Raw genomic sequence first — 13923 nt, forward strand, 5'->3', positions numbered from 1 at the left:
CGCGGTGACGGTGCCCGCATCGGGTCGCTCAGCCGGGCATCGCGAGCGCATGCCGGATCAGGTCGGTGAGCATGCCGCGGACGGCGTCGGATCGGAGCACCACGACGAGCAGTGCCGCGAAGCCGACCGCGGCGATCGTGGCGATCGCGTACTCGGCGGTGACCGCACCGGTCTCGGAGCGCCAGGTCGGCCCGGGTACCCGGGAGCGCGACGGCCAGGGCGAGCGGGGCATGTCGTACCTCTTTCTCTGGGGTTCTTCGCGCACGGGCAGGTCATCGTCGCCCCGGCGTTCCGCCGGCCGGCGCGGGCCCGGCTTCCGGCGCCGTCCAGCGTCAGATCGGCAGCGCTGTGGAGGAGAGGATGGCGAGCCCGACCGGCAGGGCCCCGGCGAGCAGGAACGCAGGCAGCACGAGCACACCGAGCGGCACGAGCAGCCGCACGCCGAGCACGGTCGCGGCGATCCCCGCATCGGCGAGCACGGCGCGGCGAACCCGGTCGGCCTCGGCCCCGAGCAGAGGCGCGACCGCGACGCCGCAGCGCTCCGCGAACCGCGCGGCGGCTTCGATCACGGGCTCGTCCTCGCGCAGGTCGATGCCGACGTCGCGGGCCGCGCTCATCGCGGCGAGCCGCGCGCCGTGCAGCGGCAGGCCGGCCCGGAGGGCGAGCGCGACGAGGTCGAGCCCGAGGCCGCTCTGCCAGCGGACGGCGGCGGCGCGACGGACGAGCCGGCGGCTCCAGGTCGCCGCGGCCGCGATCAGCACCGTCGCGAGGAGCACCGCGAGCGCACCGAGCGGGGTGAGCAGCACCCGCGGCACGTCGAAGCCGAGCGCCCAGCCGAGCACCGCGGATCCCGGTGGGAGCAGGAGGGTCAGGCGCGCGCTCGCGGCGGGGCCGGCGACCGCGGCGCGCACGGCACGGTGCAGGTCGGCGCCGCCGCGCAGCCCGATGGCGGCCCGGTCGAGCGCCGTCGCGAGGGGCGCGCCGGTCTCGGCCGCGAGCGCGAGCAGCGCGCCGGTGCGCCGCCACGCGTCGCCGCGCGGGTCCGCGGGAAGTGCGGCGAAGGCGGGCGCGAGCGGCAGGCCCGCGGACGCTCGACGGGCGACGGCCGCGGCGAGCGGCGCCTCGTCCTCCGAGCCGTCGGCGATCGCGTCCCAGGCCGTGGCGGGCGCGGCGCCGGCCCGGACGAGGGCGGCGAGCCGCTCGACGGTGCCGGCGACGTCGTCGAAGACCCGCGCCGCATCGGGCCGCCGCCTCAGGATGCGCTCACCTCGAGCCCGCGAGCCGGGTCGAGCCGGAGCGCGCCGACGTGCTCGACCACCCGGTGTCCGTCGCGCCGACCGAGCTGCACGACCAGGTGGATCGCGGCGGCCGCCTGGCGGCGGAGCGCCTCCGGCGGGAGGCCCGCGAGGGCGCCGAGCGCCTCGAGACGGGCGCCGAGCCCGTCGAGCGAGGCGCAGTGCACCGTGCCGGCGCCGCCGTCGTGACCGGTGTTCAGCGCGGCGAGCAGCTCGGCGATCTCGGCGCCGCGGCACTCCCCCAGCACGAGCCGGTCGGGACGCATGCGGAGCGCCTCGCGGACGAGCCGCGGCAGGTCGACGCCGCCCGCGCCGTCGGCGTTCGCCTGGCGCGCCTCGAGGCCGACGACATGCGGGTGGTCGATCGCGAGCTCCGCGACGTCCTCGATCGTGACGATGCGCTCGGCCGGCGGTGCCTCCGCGAGCAGCGCCGCGAGCAGCGACGTCTTGCCGCTGCCCGCCGCGCCGGTGATGAGCACGTTGCGGCGCCGGCGGACCGCCTCCCGCAGCCGGTCCGCGGTCGCGTCGTCGAGCATCCCCGCGTCGACGAGGTCGGGGAGCCGCCACGGCCGCGGGCGGGCGAGTCGCACCGAGAGCAGCGCGCCGCCCGTGCTCACCGGCGGCAGCACCGCGTGCGCCCGCACGCCGCCGGGCAGGCGCACGTCGGCGAACGGGGTCGCGTCGTCGAGGTGGCGGCCGCCCGTCGCGATCAGTGCGACCGCGAGCCGCCGCGCCTCGGGAGGCGGAAGCGGCACCCATGCGTCGACGACGGCGAGGCCGCGGCCCGCGTCGGCCCAGAGCGCGCCGCGGGAGTCGAGGACGAGATCGGTGACGCCAGGCGCGGCGAAGGGAGCGAGTGGACCGAGCGCTGCGACGTCCCGCCGCTGCTCGTCCGCGATCGGCGCGGGGACGGCCTGCGACCCCAGGAGCGCCTGCTGCGGCGCGGGCGCCCGGCGGACGGGGACGAACGGTTCCGACACGCGCCGCACGGTAGGCGCGCGATGCGGCCCCTGCCCGCGGTTCACCGCTGCGGCGCGGGGATGTCGACGGAACCGGGCCTGGGGAGGAGCGGATGCACCCCGACGGCGGCCCGTCCCGACGGACGGAGCACGTGGCGACGAGAAGGTCGCGACGAGAAGAAGACAAAAAGAAGGGGCGGCACCTATTGGGGGGAACAGGTGCCGCCTCAGCAGCGCTCGATTGGGGGGAATCGGACAGCGCCGCAAGCCAAGCTCTTCACTCGACGCGTCCGAGTGTACCCAGTTCGGGGCCCAGTGCAAGCACCTCGAACATCGCCGTGTCCCGGCGTGTCGCGCCGTTCAGCGGAAGCGGACGACGAGCTCCACCTCGACCGGCGAGCCGAGCGGCAGCGCGGCGACGCCGACGGCGCTGCGCGCGTGGCGGCCGTCGTCGCCGAAGAGGTCGACGAGCAGGTTGGAAGCGCCGTTCAGCACCGCCGGCTGCTCGGTGAAACCCGGTGCGGAAGCCACGAACCCGGTGACCTTGACGACCTGCACGACGCGGTCGAGACCGCCGAGCACGGACGCGACGGCGGCGAGCCCGTTCAGCGCACAGACCGCGGCGAGGTCGGCGGCCTCGTCGACGCCGACGTCGGCGCCGAGCACCCCGGTGCGCGGCAGCCTCCCGTCGAGGAACGGCAGCTGCCCCGCGGTGAAGACGAGATCGTCGGCGACGACCGCCGGCACGTAGGCCCCGGCGGGCGCGGCGACCTCGGGCAGCGTGAGCCCGAGCTCGGCGAGCCGGTCCGCGATCGCCATCAGGACTCGCCCCGCGGACGCTTCAGGTAGGCGACGAGCCCGCCCTCGGGGCCCTGCACGACCTGCACGAGCTCCCAGCCGTCGGCGCCCCAGTTGTTGAGGATCGCGGCGGTGCTGTGGATGAGCAGCGGCGTCGTGGCGTACTCCCAGGCGGGCATCTGTCCTCCTTTTTGGGGGTTGCGGCGCGGCTGCCGGGCGGCCGCGCCGCCGTCCGTACCCTGTGATCCTATGTCCGCCCGTTCCGCGCGCCCCCGGGGCCCGATCTCGGCGCTGTTCGGCATGCTGCTCGCGGCCGTCCTCGCCGGCGTGATGATCACCGTCGGTGTGGCCCCCGCCATCGCCTTCACCGGCGTCGGTGCCAAGAACGGCATCGGCCTGTTCGAGACGCTGCCCGACGACCTGCAGATCGCATCGCTGCAGCAGAAGACCGAGATCTACGCGAACCGCGGCGGCAAGCCGGTGCAGATCGCGGCGTTCTTCAACCAGAACCGCGAGGTCGTCCCGTGGAGCGACATCCCGGACACGGTGAAGAACGCGGCGGTCGCGGCCGAGGACACCCGCTTCTACCAGCACGGCGGCGTGGACCCCATGGGCATCGTCCGCGCGATCGTCTCGAACGCGAGCGGCGCCTCGCAGCAGGGCGCGTCGACGATCACCCAGCAGTACGTGAAGAACGTCTGCATCCAGGAGGCGGAGCTCCTGCCGACGCCCGCGAAGGTGCAGGCCGCCTACGACGAGTGCACCGGCGGCATCGGTCGGAAGCTGAAGGAGGCCCGCCTCGCGATCGGCCTCGAGAAGAAGTACTCGAAGAACCAGATCCTTCTCGGCTACCTGAACATCACGGGCTTCGGCGGTCGCATCTACGGCATCGAGTCGGCGGCGCAGTACTACTTCCACACCCACACGAAGGACCTGACGCCCGCTCAGGCCGCCAGCCTGCTCGCCATCGTCAACGCGCCCGAGGTGCTGCGGATCGACGACAAGGCGAACATCCCGGCGAACACCGAGCGCCGGAACTACATCCTCGCCAGCGAGCTGAAGCACGGCATGCTCGACCGCGCCGCGTACGACACGGCGATCGCGACGCCCGTCACGCCGCGCATCACCCCGACGACGACGGGCTGCGCGCAGGCCGGCTCGGCCGCGTACTTCTGCGACTACGTCGTGCAGACGATCCTGCAGAACCCGCAGTTCGGGAGGTCCGCGGGCGAGCGCTACAACAACCTGCAGGGCGCCGGCTGGAAGATCTACACGACCCTCGACCTCGACCTCGAGCAGCAGGCGAAGTCGACGATCAACACCTACGTGCCGGCGAAGAGCCCCGCCGGGACGGACCTCGCAGGCGCCGCCGTGACGGTCGAGGTGGGCACCGGCCACATCCTGTCCATGGTGCAGAGCAAGACCTTCGACGACAGCGCGAGCGCGGCGACGAAGGGCACGGACTACACCGCCACCTCACTCAACTACAACACCGACGAGACGTACGGCGGCTCGCACGGCTTCCAGCCCGGCTCCACCTACAAGCTCTTCACGCTGCTCGACTGGCTGAAGAACGGCAAGGGCGTCTACCAGAGCGTCGACGGCACGCAGCGGAAGATCCCGTTCGCCGCCTTCAAGGCCTGCGGCAAGCAGCTCGGCCTCGGCACCTTCGACGTCGGCAACGACGAGGGCGCAGCCGAGAACGGCCAGATGAGCGTCTACAGCGCCACCGCCCGCTCGGTGAACGGCGCGTACGCGTCGATGGCGGCGCAGCTCGACCTCTGCGACATCCGCGGCATGGCGACCGCGCTCGGCGTGCACCGCGCCGACGGCAACGAGCTGCAGGACAACCCCGCGTCGATCCTCGGCACGAACACCGTCGCGCCGCTCAGCATGGCGACCGCGTACGCCGGCGTCGCCGGCCAGGGGCAGGTGTGCAAGCCGGTCGCCATCACGAAGGTCGTGAAGACCGACGGCCAGCAGCTGCCCGTCTCGACGAGCGACTGCTCCGCCGGGGTGCCGAAGAGCGTCGCGATCGCTGCGGGCTACGCCTTGCACGGCGTCTTCGGCGGCACCGCGCGCGGCGACGACACGACGCTGAACGGCGCCTTCGGCATGGTGAAGACGGGCACCACGGACAACGCGAACCAGACGTGGGAGGTCGGCGGCACGACGAAGACCACGACCGCCGTGTGGGTCGGCAACGTCTCCGGCTCGACGAACCTCCGCGAGGTGTACAGCTTCCCGGGCTGCGGAGCGCAGGCCGCTCTCGCCCGCCACTGCATCTGGCGCGACATCGTCGGCGCCGACCAGGCGAAGTACCCCGGTGACGCCACGTGGCCGACGCCGGACCCGCAGTACCTCTACGGCCAGCAGGTCACGGTGCCGAACATCACCGGCCTCTCGCAGAAGGACGCCGCCGTGGCGCTCGCCAAGGTCGGCCTGACCGCGAAGCTCGGCACGCCGGTGGCGTCGCCGAGGGTGAAGAAGGACGCGGTCGCCGCGAGCGACCCGAAGCCGGGCTCCGTCGTGACGCCGGGCTCGGTGGTCACGATCCAGCTGAGCACGGGTCCCGACGGTGGGAAGCCGGGGCAGACGCAGCCGGGCACCGTTCCCGACGTGACGAAGCAGCGACTCGTCGTCGCGCTCGATCTGCTGAAGTCCGCCGGGTACGCGAACGTGAGCGATCAGGTCACGCCGTTCGCGACCCCGGAGGGCTACTGCTACGTCATCGGCCAGAACCCCGCCGGCGGCACCGCCGCTCCCCCGGAGACGCCCATCGCCCTGCAGGTGATCGGCGACCCGAACAAGTGCAAGCGGGGCTGATCCGCACCGTCGCGGGGGCGGTCGCCGGAGCGGCGGCCGCCTCCGCGGTCTGGGGCATCGGGATCGAGCGGTACCTGTTCACGATCCGCCGCGCGGAGCTGCCACTGCTGCCGCCGGGCTCCCCCGACATCCGGCTGCTGCACCTCTCCGACCTGCACATGGCCCCGTGGCAGCGGGCGAAGCAGCGGTTCGTCCGGGAGCTCGGCGACCTCGAGCCGGACCTCGTCATCGACACCGGCGACAACCTGGGGCACCGGATCGGGCTGCTCGGCATCAAGGCGGCGTTCGAGCCGTTCCGGGTCGTCCCCGGGGCCTACGTGTGGGGCTCCAACGACTACTGGGCCCCGATGTGGAAGAACCCGTTCAAGTACTTCACCGGCCCCTCCGCCACGCCCCCGAAGCCGTCGCGCCTGGACACCGCCGCCCTGAAGGCCTACCTCGACGACCTGGGCTGGGCGGACCTCGACAACCGCGCCGCGCGGCTCACGGTGAAGGGGATGCCGATCGACCTGTTCGGCGTCGACGACCCGCACCGCGGGTACGACCGAGCCCAAGCCGTGACGGCCGGGCTGCGCGGCCTCCGCTCCCGCTCCGCGAAGGCGGTGCTCACGCTGGGGGTCGCGCATGCGCCGTACCGCCGCATCCTCGACGACTTCGCGGGACGCGGCGCCGACCTGATCCTCGCGGGGCACACCCACGGCGGTCAGGTGCGGGTGCCGGGCGTCGGCGCGCTCGTCACGAACTGCGACCTGCCCCGCGACCAGGTGCGGGGTGTGAGCGACTGGACGGCGGGCGGGCGGACCGTGCCGATCAACGTCTCGGCGGGGCTCGGCACCTCGATCTACGCGCCGGTGCGCTTCGCGTGCCGTCCCGAGGTGTCGCTGCTCACGCTCACCGCGCGGGCATCCTGAGAAAACAGCCTGATCAGCTCAGGTCGAGGGGCGAGACCGCAGACCGATCACCCTGCCGATGCTGCGCGGCGTTCGCGTTCGCAGCGGAGTGCACCGTGCGCTGGCTCGTTCCGCCTCGACGAGCAGCCCGTCGCCATCGAAGATCACGAGCGGGACAGCGGGCTGGCTCGTGTCGCTTCGGGCTCTGCGGACGGCGGGGCCGGTCATGTCTGCAGGAGGTCCACCGGGTAGGTGGGCGCGGCGACCCGTGCGCGAACGTCCGCACCGAGGTGTAATCCGTCCTCCGCAAGCGCGTCGAGCAGGGCGCCCTCGACCGGCGGCCCGGGCTCATCGGTCAACCAGGCATGGGGAAGCCGCATCCGGATGGCCTCGATGCTCGCCTCTCGGAACACGTGGTGCTCGGACGCGAGCACTGAGCCGCCGAGCACGACAGCGATCGGCGCCTCGTCCAGGTCGAAGCCGACCCATCGCGCCGCCACACTCGCGTATGCGGCCACGGCCGCGGCCTGCTCCTGCACGATGCGGTGTGCCGCTCGATCTCCGGAGGCCGCGAGCCGGAGCACCGTGCGGCTCGCGCGCCCGAGGGCGTTGTGGGGCCGGGGCGCCTCGTACCGGGTGAAGGACTTCAGCAGCTCCGGCACCTCCGGTTCCCCGAAGAGCTCGAGGAACCCGGCGGTCATTGTGGTGGGCGGCTCGAGACCAAGATGGGCTCGCATCACGTACTGGAAGCCGGCGAACCCGAGCGCGACGGCGCCCAGGGGCTCCCGGATCCAGAACGACGGGCTGAACTCGTCCCCTCGGGCGCCTCGAGCGGCGATCGCTGCCCCGGTGCCGACGACCACGGACACCCCGGTCCGGGAGGGCCCGGCGTACGGCAGCAGTGCGAACCCGTCGTTCTTCACGCTCCACGACCCGATCCCGCCGAGCCTGGCGCCGATCGTGCCATGCCAGAACGCCTCGTCCTCCGGCCAGTCCACCCCCGCAAGCCGGAACGCGGCCCGCCGGACGTCGCCAGGTGCTGCGCCCGCCATGCGGAGGGCCTGACCGGCCGCCGCACACACCTCGTCCGCGGCGCGCTCGGCGCCGTATCCCCCGTAGATGTCGCCGATGCCCGCGCGCCCCCAGCCCAGCACGGTCCCATCAGCCGTCGCCACGAGAGCGACCGTCTTCGAGTTGCCGGCGTCGACGCCCAGGTAGAGGGGTCTCACCGGAGCAGGCGCTCCGGAAGGTAGCGGCGGTTCGCGTAGGCGAGGTCGTCGTAGAGCTCCTCCGCGACGGCCAACGTGGGGACGAACGGGTGAGCGACCAGCGCCCTGACCGCATCCGCCCGCGTGCCGTTCCAGGCTGCGATCGCCGCCAGCCGCTGGTATTCGGCCAGGGTCTGCGTGATGCCGCGGACCGAGTGCGGCAGCGGGTTCTGCGGGATGGGGTGCGCACCGGTCCCGTCGACGTCGCACCACACCTCGACGACCGTGTCCTCGTCGAAGCCGGGCAGCGCACCGCCCGCGTTGGGCAGGTTGACCGGCAGCCGGACGGGGGCGTCGTTGTAGTAGGCGCTCATGACGTCGATCGCGAGCTCGAGCTCATGGATGCCGCCCCGGGACCGGGCCGGGTCGAGCTGCGGGTCCTCGGACGCCGCCTGCTCCTCGTAGTGCTTCCAGTAGTTCGGGATGTCCTGGAGGATCGCGCCGGCCCGCGTCAGTCGCTGCGCCTGCGCCTCACGGAAGCACTCCTCGGCGAAGTAGTAGTAGCGGAAGTAGTCCGATGGGATGGAGCGCATCGCCACGGCGAGGTGGAGCATGCGCTTGTCCCAGACGTCGACCGACGGGTCGTCCTTCACCCGCTCCCACGCCTCGTCCAGGAGCGGCATGATGTCCGCGCGGTCATAGGTGTGGGTCGTGGACCAGATGTTGTGGTTCACGCCCGCCATCAGGATCTCCGCCCGATCCGGGTCCAGACCGGCCGTGGCGAGGATCGGGGGCGGGAAGATCATCGCGCCCTCGCACATCGAGTAGATGAACGTGTCGGTGTTGTCGGATACCGCCTGGGAGACGATGTTCACGGGGTTGGTGTAGTTGAAGATGCGCGCCTTCGGCGCCACCTCGTCGAGGGTGGCGAGGATCCCCCTCGTGATCTCGATGGAGCGCAGGGCCATCATGAAGCCCCCGGGGCCCTGGGTCTCCTGACCGATCACGCCGTGGCGCATGGGGATGAGCTCGTCCTGCAGCCGCATCTCGAAGCCGCCGGGCCGGAAGCTGGTGAGCACCGCGTCGACGTCGGTCAGGCCGGCGCGCTGATCGGTCGTGGCCGAGATGGTGATGTCGAGGCCGGCATTGCGGGCCGTCTTCTCGGCGATCGCGCGGACGATCTCGAGGTGATCAGGATCGAGGTCGATGAGCACCACCTCGGAGCCGTCGAACTCCGCACCGTGGTGGAGGAACGAGGCCATGGTTCCGGCGGCCCGAGAGCTGCCGCCGCCGACGTATGCGAGCTTGATCCGTGCCATCGGAAGACGCCTTTGCTAGTGCTGGATCGCGAGGGTCTGGGCGGCCGCCGCGTCCGCGGCTGCCTGGTCCAGAAGGAGATGAGGATCGCGGCAGACGGCGAAGGCCGTGGCCGGCCAGTCGGGGTCGTAGGCGTCGGCAGCGGAGAGACGGGCCGCGGCGAGTCCCTTGTCCGAACCGTGAACGAGCATCAGCACGGACTTCGATACGGCGACGATGGTGCCGATCCCGACCGTGAGACCGTGCGTGGGCACGTTGGCGAGGTCGCCGCCGAACGACGGGAAGGTCGCCAGGTTGTCGCGCCGGGTGGAGTCGGGCAACTCGAGGATGCGCGTCCGTGACGCCGCATCCGATCCCCGCGGGTTGAAGGCGACATGCCCATCGGAGGCGCCCGAGGCGAGGATGAAGACGTCGACGCCCCCCGCCGCCTCGATCCGCCGGTCGTACTGCTCGGGCTCGCTGACATCCGGCATCCAGAGGTTCTGCTCCGGGATGCGGCGCTCTCCAGCCGCCGCGTTCAACGGCCCGACGATCTGCTCTCGGACGAACCGCTCGCAGGAGTGCTGCGCCGTGGGCGCCTCCCGGACGAGCTCTCCGGCGTCTGTACGAACGACGTAGTCGTCCATCATGACGATGATCAGGCGGCTCAGGTCGAGCCGACGCTCAGCCACCTCGCGGGCGAGGGCTCGGTAGGTCGACATGGCACTTCGACCTGCTGGGCCGCCGAGCAGGAACGGACGGTCGCCGGCGGCCGCGATCCGGTCGGCGACCAGGCCGGCGGCCGCTCTCCCGAGCGATCCCGCATCCTCGAACACGGCGGGTGGGACGTGCATGAGCTGGTTCTCCTCGGCGAGATCGGCGGCAGTCGGCGCACAGCACGATGATGGGCATCGGCCACGCCAGAGGCCGCGCCCACCGAGCCGGACCGCCCAGGCAGGACGAGGTGCGACTGCTGCGCAAGGACCATACCAAAAAGCCCAGATATGGGCTACTGGTCTAGAATGGCCGCGCACTGGTCACCCATGCACCACGCAGCGCGCCCATCCTGGTTCGGCGCGGCGCGACCACCGATATCGGTGCTTGAAGAGGCGAGCTCCGAAAGGTCCGGCGACGCCAGGGGCAGCCGGGGCGGTGCCGGTGGACGGCTGGAGGACGGGCGCACGCGCTCCGGCTCGTCGCCGGCTTGCAGTTCGCTGGCACGCCGCGGCGCCGCAGCGGCTGGGTCCGACGGCTCGATGGCCGCCTTCACCCGGTGCTAGGTTCGCACCATCTTGATCGGTGAGAGAAAGCGGCATGACGGACGAACTGCAGATCGGCATCCCGTCCGGTGCTGAAGGAGTCGCCGCAGGCGCGTACAAGGTGCTGCTCTCCGCGGTGCAGCGCGGCGTCTACCCCGCCGGATCCCGCTTGCCCAGCGAGCGTCAGCTGTCGGAGAGGCTGGGGATCTCCCGTGCGACCCTTCGGGTCGCGCTTCTGCAGCTCGCCGCCGAGGGACACCTGCAGAGCTCGGCCCAACGGGGCTGGTTCGTCAGCGTCGGGCAGTTCGGCGAGGCGCCGAGCACGCTTCAGTCGTTCAGCGAGATAGCAGAGGCGCGCGGCCTGCGCGCGACCTCGAAGATCCTCAGCCGGCGCGAGCGCGCCGCCGACTTCCAGGAGTCGGAGCGCCTGCACGTGGCCCCGGGCTCGCGCGTGCTCGAGCTCGTACGCCTGCGCGGGATGGACGAGACGCCCTTGTGCGTGGACACCGCGGTGCTCCCCATGCCGAAAGCGGCCCCCCTGCTCGACCTCGACCTGACCGACCGATCCCTGTACGAGGTGCTCCGCTCGACCTGCGGGATCGAGGTCCGTCGCTCGTCCTACACGATCCGCGCGAAGGCTGCCGAACGCCGTGTCGCCGAGCTGCTGGAAGTCCCTGTCGGATCTCCGCTGCTGGTCGGCCGCGAGACCACGTACACCGGCGACGGACGCCCGGTCAACCTGGGGTACGCCCAGTACCGCGGGGACGCCTACGAGTTCCAGGCCGACCTCTTCCGCCCGGAGGCCTGACCCGCAGGACCACTCCGGGTCGACTCACCGCCCGGGGCGCGAGCGCCGGTGAGGCGGCCATTCGCAGTCATCCACGTCGTCACGGGGCCACCGGACCACCGCGCGGCTCACCGTCAAGCACTCGCAGAGATCGCGCCGTCGCGGGGTCGGCCGTCTCGTCCCATCGCGCCCCGGCGATCTCGCCGGCGTGCGGGGATGGAGCCCCTCAGGCAGGCGTAGGAGGTCGCGCGTCACCCGGCAGATCCAGCCCCGGCGACCAGGCCGTACCAGTTGCGGCGACTGGTCCGCTGTGGTTAGCATCCGGACTGCTCAACGATGAGGCAGGAGAAGTTCATGCTCAGCGAAGCCACGATCGACGTGGACCGTTACAAGCGGGAGGGCTACCTGGTCGTCCCCGGAGTCCTCGACAGCAGCCAGCTCGCCCAGATGCGAGCGGAGGCTCGACGCGTCCTGCAGACCTGCGCCGAGGATCCCGAGCGGTACGCGATCCGCATCGAGTGGGAAGTCGACAACGTCGATGAATCCCGCCGAAGCCAGATGCAGGGCGTGATCCGCAAGCTCGAACCGGTGTCCGACCTCGATCAGGCCTTCGCCGACCTGGCGCGGGATCCGGCAGTCACGGCGGCCCCCGAGGCCATCTTCGGCGATTCGGTCGAGCTGTTCGAGGACAAGCTGAACCTGAAGCTGCCCGGCGGTTCGCCCTACCCCTGGCACCAGGACTGGAGCTGCTGCTGGCGGGCCAACACCGACGAGCTCGTCACCTGCTTCATCTACCTCGACGACGCGGACGAGAGCAACGGCTGCCTCCAGGTGGTGCCGGGGAGCCACATCGGCAAGCCCATCCACCCCTTCCGGCAGGGCTCGCACTTCGAGGTCGACCCCGCGTACGTCCCGCAGGACCGGGTCGTGCCCGTTCCGCTGAAGGCCGGGGACATGATCTGCTTCGACTCCTACCTGCTGCACTACTCCGACTACAACCGCAGCGACGTCCCGCGCATGGCGATCATCTACACGTACAACCCGGCGCGCCTGGGGAAGGTGAACGAGCACCGCTTCCCGGACCCGGGGCACTGACCGGACACCGGCGACCCGCACGCCCCTCCTGCCGGGGCGCTGCTCGGGGCCGCGTCGAGACCACGCGCTCGCCGCGGCCCGCCCTGTACTCCTCACCGCACCGCACCGAATCGACGGGTCGCCAGCGCGGAGATCCACATGCCAGGAAGGACATCGGGCTCCCATGAGAGCTAGTTCAAGGCTGTTCCGTTCCATCGCACTCGTCCTGGGGGCAGCCGCGGTGACAACCGAGCTCTCCGGCTGCTCTGGAGGTAGCCAGTCCCCCGCCCACGAGAAGATCCGCGGCGAGACGATCACGGTGGTGATGCCTGCACCCCCTCCGCCGAAGAAGCTCCTCGACAGGTTCACCGCTCAGACGGGCGTGACGGTCAAATGGAACAACGTCGACTTCGACAGCATCACGACCAAGGTCGCCGCTGGCGGAGCAGCGAGGACCTACTTCGGCGATGTGACCTACTTCAACTTCCTGAACGGGCCCCAGTACGCGAAGCTCAAGTGGTTCCTCCCGCTCGACACCCTGCTCGACCCCGGGGTCACCAAGGACACTCTTGGGAAGAGCGCCTTCACGTACGACAAGAAGCTCTACGGCGTCCCGTGGGATGCCTCGGTGGGCGTCACCACGCTCAACAAGAGCATGTTCGCCAAGGCGGGCATCACAAGCCTGCCAACGACGATGGACGACTACACGGCGGACCTCGTCAAGATCAAGCGTGCCGGCATCGTCAAGTACCCCCTCAGCATGCCGTTCTCGGCCGCTGAGGGGCTGACCGTCTACTGGATTCAAACGACCGTGGCATTCGGCGGTGCCTCGATCTTCGACAAGCACGGCAAGGAACAGTTCTCCTCGCCGAGCTCTCCCGGGTACAAGGCCGCACAGTGGATGATCTCGGCGCTGAAGACCGGACTCGTGTCTCCCGGTGCCGTCAACGATGGCGACTCGCAGGCCCAGGGCCTGCAGGCCCAGGGACTCTCTGCGAGCTCATTGGTCGATTACGCCGGCAACGTGTCGTCGCTCTACGACGACCCGAAGCAGTCCAAGGTCGTCGGGCAGGTCGTCTACCTCCCGGTACCAGGGGCACACGGGCCCGTCCGAAGCATCAACCTGTCGGACGGGATAGGCGTCCCGGCATTCGCGAAACACCCGGCTGCGGCGGCCAAGTTCGTGAGTTGGCTCATCGACGGGAAGAACCAGATCAAGTTCGGCGGCGCTGGCGCTTCTGACGAGGTCTGGAGCGCACAGTACTTGCCGTCGAACTACCCGGCCCTCACCACTCTGAACGCCAAGGGCAAGGTGGGTGACGGCGCCGTGCTGCTGAACATCCTCAAGAACCACAGCCAGCCGTACTTCCCCTACGGCACTCCCGAATGGTACCCGGCCTTCTCCCACGCCGTGCAAACGAGTCTGCATGCCGCCGCGACGGGAACGATGACTGTTCCTGACGCGATAAAGGCCATGGCGGCCGCAGCCACTCATTGAATCGGTGAGGCATAGCGCAGTGCCAATCCCATC

Annotated in this window: 13 protein-coding genes; 5 read left to right on the forward strand and 8 right to left on the reverse strand. The window is 71.1% G+C overall.

Features of this window, described 5'->3' with window-relative positions; all coding sequences use genetic code 11:
* Positions 1 to 28: 28 nt before the first annotated feature.
* The 5 genes from QDR37_RS04500 to QDR37_RS04520 all read right to left on the reverse strand — a co-directional run bounded on the left by QDR37_RS04500 (position 29) and on the right by QDR37_RS04520 (position 3231).
* On the reverse strand, positions 29 to 232 hold the full coding sequence (locus QDR37_RS04500) for a DUF4244 domain-containing protein (protein WP_279712386.1): 204 nt from the start codon (positions 230 to 232) through the stop codon (positions 29 to 31).
* Between the two features lie 100 nt (positions 233 to 332).
* A complete protein-coding gene (locus QDR37_RS04505; protein WP_279713551.1) occupies positions 333 to 1259 on the reverse strand; it encodes a type II secretion system F family protein in 927 nt (308 codons plus the stop codon).
* Positions 1253 to 2275 (reverse strand): ATPase, T2SS/T4P/T4SS family, encoded by a 1023-nt coding sequence (locus tag QDR37_RS04510; RefSeq protein ID WP_279712387.1) that lies wholly within the window; start codon positions 2273 to 2275, stop codon positions 1253 to 1255. The genes QDR37_RS04505 and QDR37_RS04510 overlap by 7 nt, the downstream gene beginning before the upstream one ends.
* A 339-nt stretch (positions 2276 to 2614) precedes the next feature.
* Positions 2615 to 3073: a RidA family protein gene (locus QDR37_RS04515; protein ID WP_279712388.1), complete on the reverse strand. Its 459-nt coding sequence runs from the start codon at positions 3071 to 3073 to the stop codon at positions 2615 to 2617.
* Positions 3073 to 3231 (reverse strand): hypothetical protein, encoded by a 159-nt coding sequence (locus QDR37_RS04520; protein ID WP_279712390.1) that lies wholly within the window; start codon positions 3229 to 3231, stop codon positions 3073 to 3075. The genes QDR37_RS04515 and QDR37_RS04520 overlap by 1 nt, the downstream gene beginning before the upstream one ends.
* 70 nt (positions 3232 to 3301) lie before the next feature.
* Here QDR37_RS04520 and QDR37_RS04525 point away from each other — a divergent pair, with 70 nt between their 5' ends.
* Both QDR37_RS04525 and QDR37_RS04530 read left to right on the forward strand, forming a co-directional pair.
* Positions 3302 to 5878: a transglycosylase domain-containing protein gene (locus QDR37_RS04525; protein WP_279712391.1), complete on the forward strand. Its 2577-nt coding sequence runs from the start codon at positions 3302 to 3304 to the stop codon at positions 5876 to 5878.
* The gene (locus QDR37_RS04530) at positions 5863 to 6789 is read left to right on the forward strand and encodes a metallophosphoesterase (RefSeq protein ID WP_279712392.1); all 927 of its coding nucleotides are present in this window, start codon (positions 5863 to 5865) and stop codon (positions 6787 to 6789) included. Before QDR37_RS04525 ends, QDR37_RS04530 begins: the two co-directional genes overlap by 16 nt.
* A 203-nt stretch (positions 6790 to 6992) precedes the next feature.
* Here QDR37_RS04530 and QDR37_RS04535 read toward each other — a convergent pair whose 3' ends face one another.
* The 3 genes from QDR37_RS04535 to QDR37_RS04545 are packed head-to-tail and all read right to left on the reverse strand — an operon-like array spanning position 6993 to position 10126.
* On the reverse strand, positions 6993 to 7997 hold the full coding sequence (locus QDR37_RS04535; RefSeq protein ID WP_279712393.1) for a BadF/BadG/BcrA/BcrD ATPase family protein: 1005 nt from the start codon (positions 7995 to 7997) through the stop codon (positions 6993 to 6995).
* The gene (locus QDR37_RS04540; RefSeq protein ID WP_279712395.1) at positions 7994 to 9295 is read right to left on the reverse strand and encodes a hypothetical protein; all 1302 of its coding nucleotides are present in this window, start codon (positions 9293 to 9295) and stop codon (positions 7994 to 7996) included. The genes QDR37_RS04535 and QDR37_RS04540 overlap by 4 nt, the downstream gene beginning before the upstream one ends.
* Before the next feature lie 15 nt (positions 9296 to 9310).
* On the reverse strand, positions 9311 to 10126 hold the full coding sequence (locus QDR37_RS04545; protein WP_279712397.1) for a hypothetical protein: 816 nt from the start codon (positions 10124 to 10126) through the stop codon (positions 9311 to 9313).
* A 460-nt stretch (positions 10127 to 10586) separates the two neighbouring features.
* On the opposite strand from QDR37_RS04545, the gene QDR37_RS04550 reads away from it, so the two are divergent.
* The 3 genes from QDR37_RS04550 (at position 10587) to QDR37_RS04560 (ending at position 13890) form a co-directional block, all read left to right on the forward strand.
* Positions 10587 to 11339, forward strand: coding sequence for a GntR family transcriptional regulator (locus QDR37_RS04550; RefSeq protein ID WP_279712398.1), 753 nt, complete (start codon positions 10587 to 10589; stop codon positions 11337 to 11339).
* Between the two features lie 333 nt (positions 11340 to 11672).
* The gene (locus tag QDR37_RS04555; RefSeq protein WP_279712399.1) at positions 11673 to 12413 is read left to right on the forward strand and encodes a phytanoyl-CoA dioxygenase family protein; all 741 of its coding nucleotides are present in this window, start codon (positions 11673 to 11675) and stop codon (positions 12411 to 12413) included.
* 220 nt (positions 12414 to 12633) lie between these two features.
* Complete coding sequence (locus QDR37_RS04560) at positions 12634 to 13890, forward strand: extracellular solute-binding protein (RefSeq protein ID WP_279712400.1); 1257 nt, start codon at positions 12634 to 12636, stop codon at positions 13888 to 13890.
* Positions 13891 to 13923 lie beyond the last annotated feature (33 nt).

The organism is Amnibacterium sp. CER49 (assembly GCF_029846255.1).
Classification (GTDB): domain Bacteria; phylum Actinomycetota; class Actinomycetes; order Actinomycetales; family Microbacteriaceae; genus Amnibacterium.

Bases quoted from the DNA above. Each gene is read 5' to 3' on its own strand.
- QDR37_RS04550 (WP_279712398.1), top strand. From the start codon at position 10,587: ATGACGGACGAACTGCAGATCGGCATCCCGTCCGGTGCTGAAGGAGTC.
- QDR37_RS04555 (WP_279712399.1), top strand. From the start codon at position 11,673: ATGCTCAGCGAAGCCACGATCGACGTGGACCGTTACAAGCGGGAGGGC.
- QDR37_RS04540 (WP_279712395.1), bottom strand. From the start codon at position 9,295: ATGGCACGGATCAAGCTCGCATACGTCGGCGGCGGCAGCTCTCGGGCC.
- QDR37_RS04545 (WP_279712397.1), bottom strand. From the start codon at position 10,126: ATGCACGTCCCACCCGCCGTGTTCGAGGATGCGGGATCGCTCGGGAGA.
- QDR37_RS04525 (WP_279712391.1), top strand. From the start codon at position 3,302: ATGTCCGCCCGTTCCGCGCGCCCCCGGGGCCCGATCTCGGCGCTGTTC.
- QDR37_RS04520 (WP_279712390.1), bottom strand. From the start codon at position 3,231: ATGCCCGCCTGGGAGTACGCCACGACGCCGCTGCTCATCCACAGCACC.
- QDR37_RS04515 (WP_279712388.1), bottom strand. From the start codon at position 3,073: ATGGCGATCGCGGACCGGCTCGCCGAGCTCGGGCTCACGCTGCCCGAG.
- QDR37_RS04500 (WP_279712386.1), bottom strand. From the start codon at position 232: ATGCCCCGCTCGCCCTGGCCGTCGCGCTCCCGGGTACCCGGGCCGACC.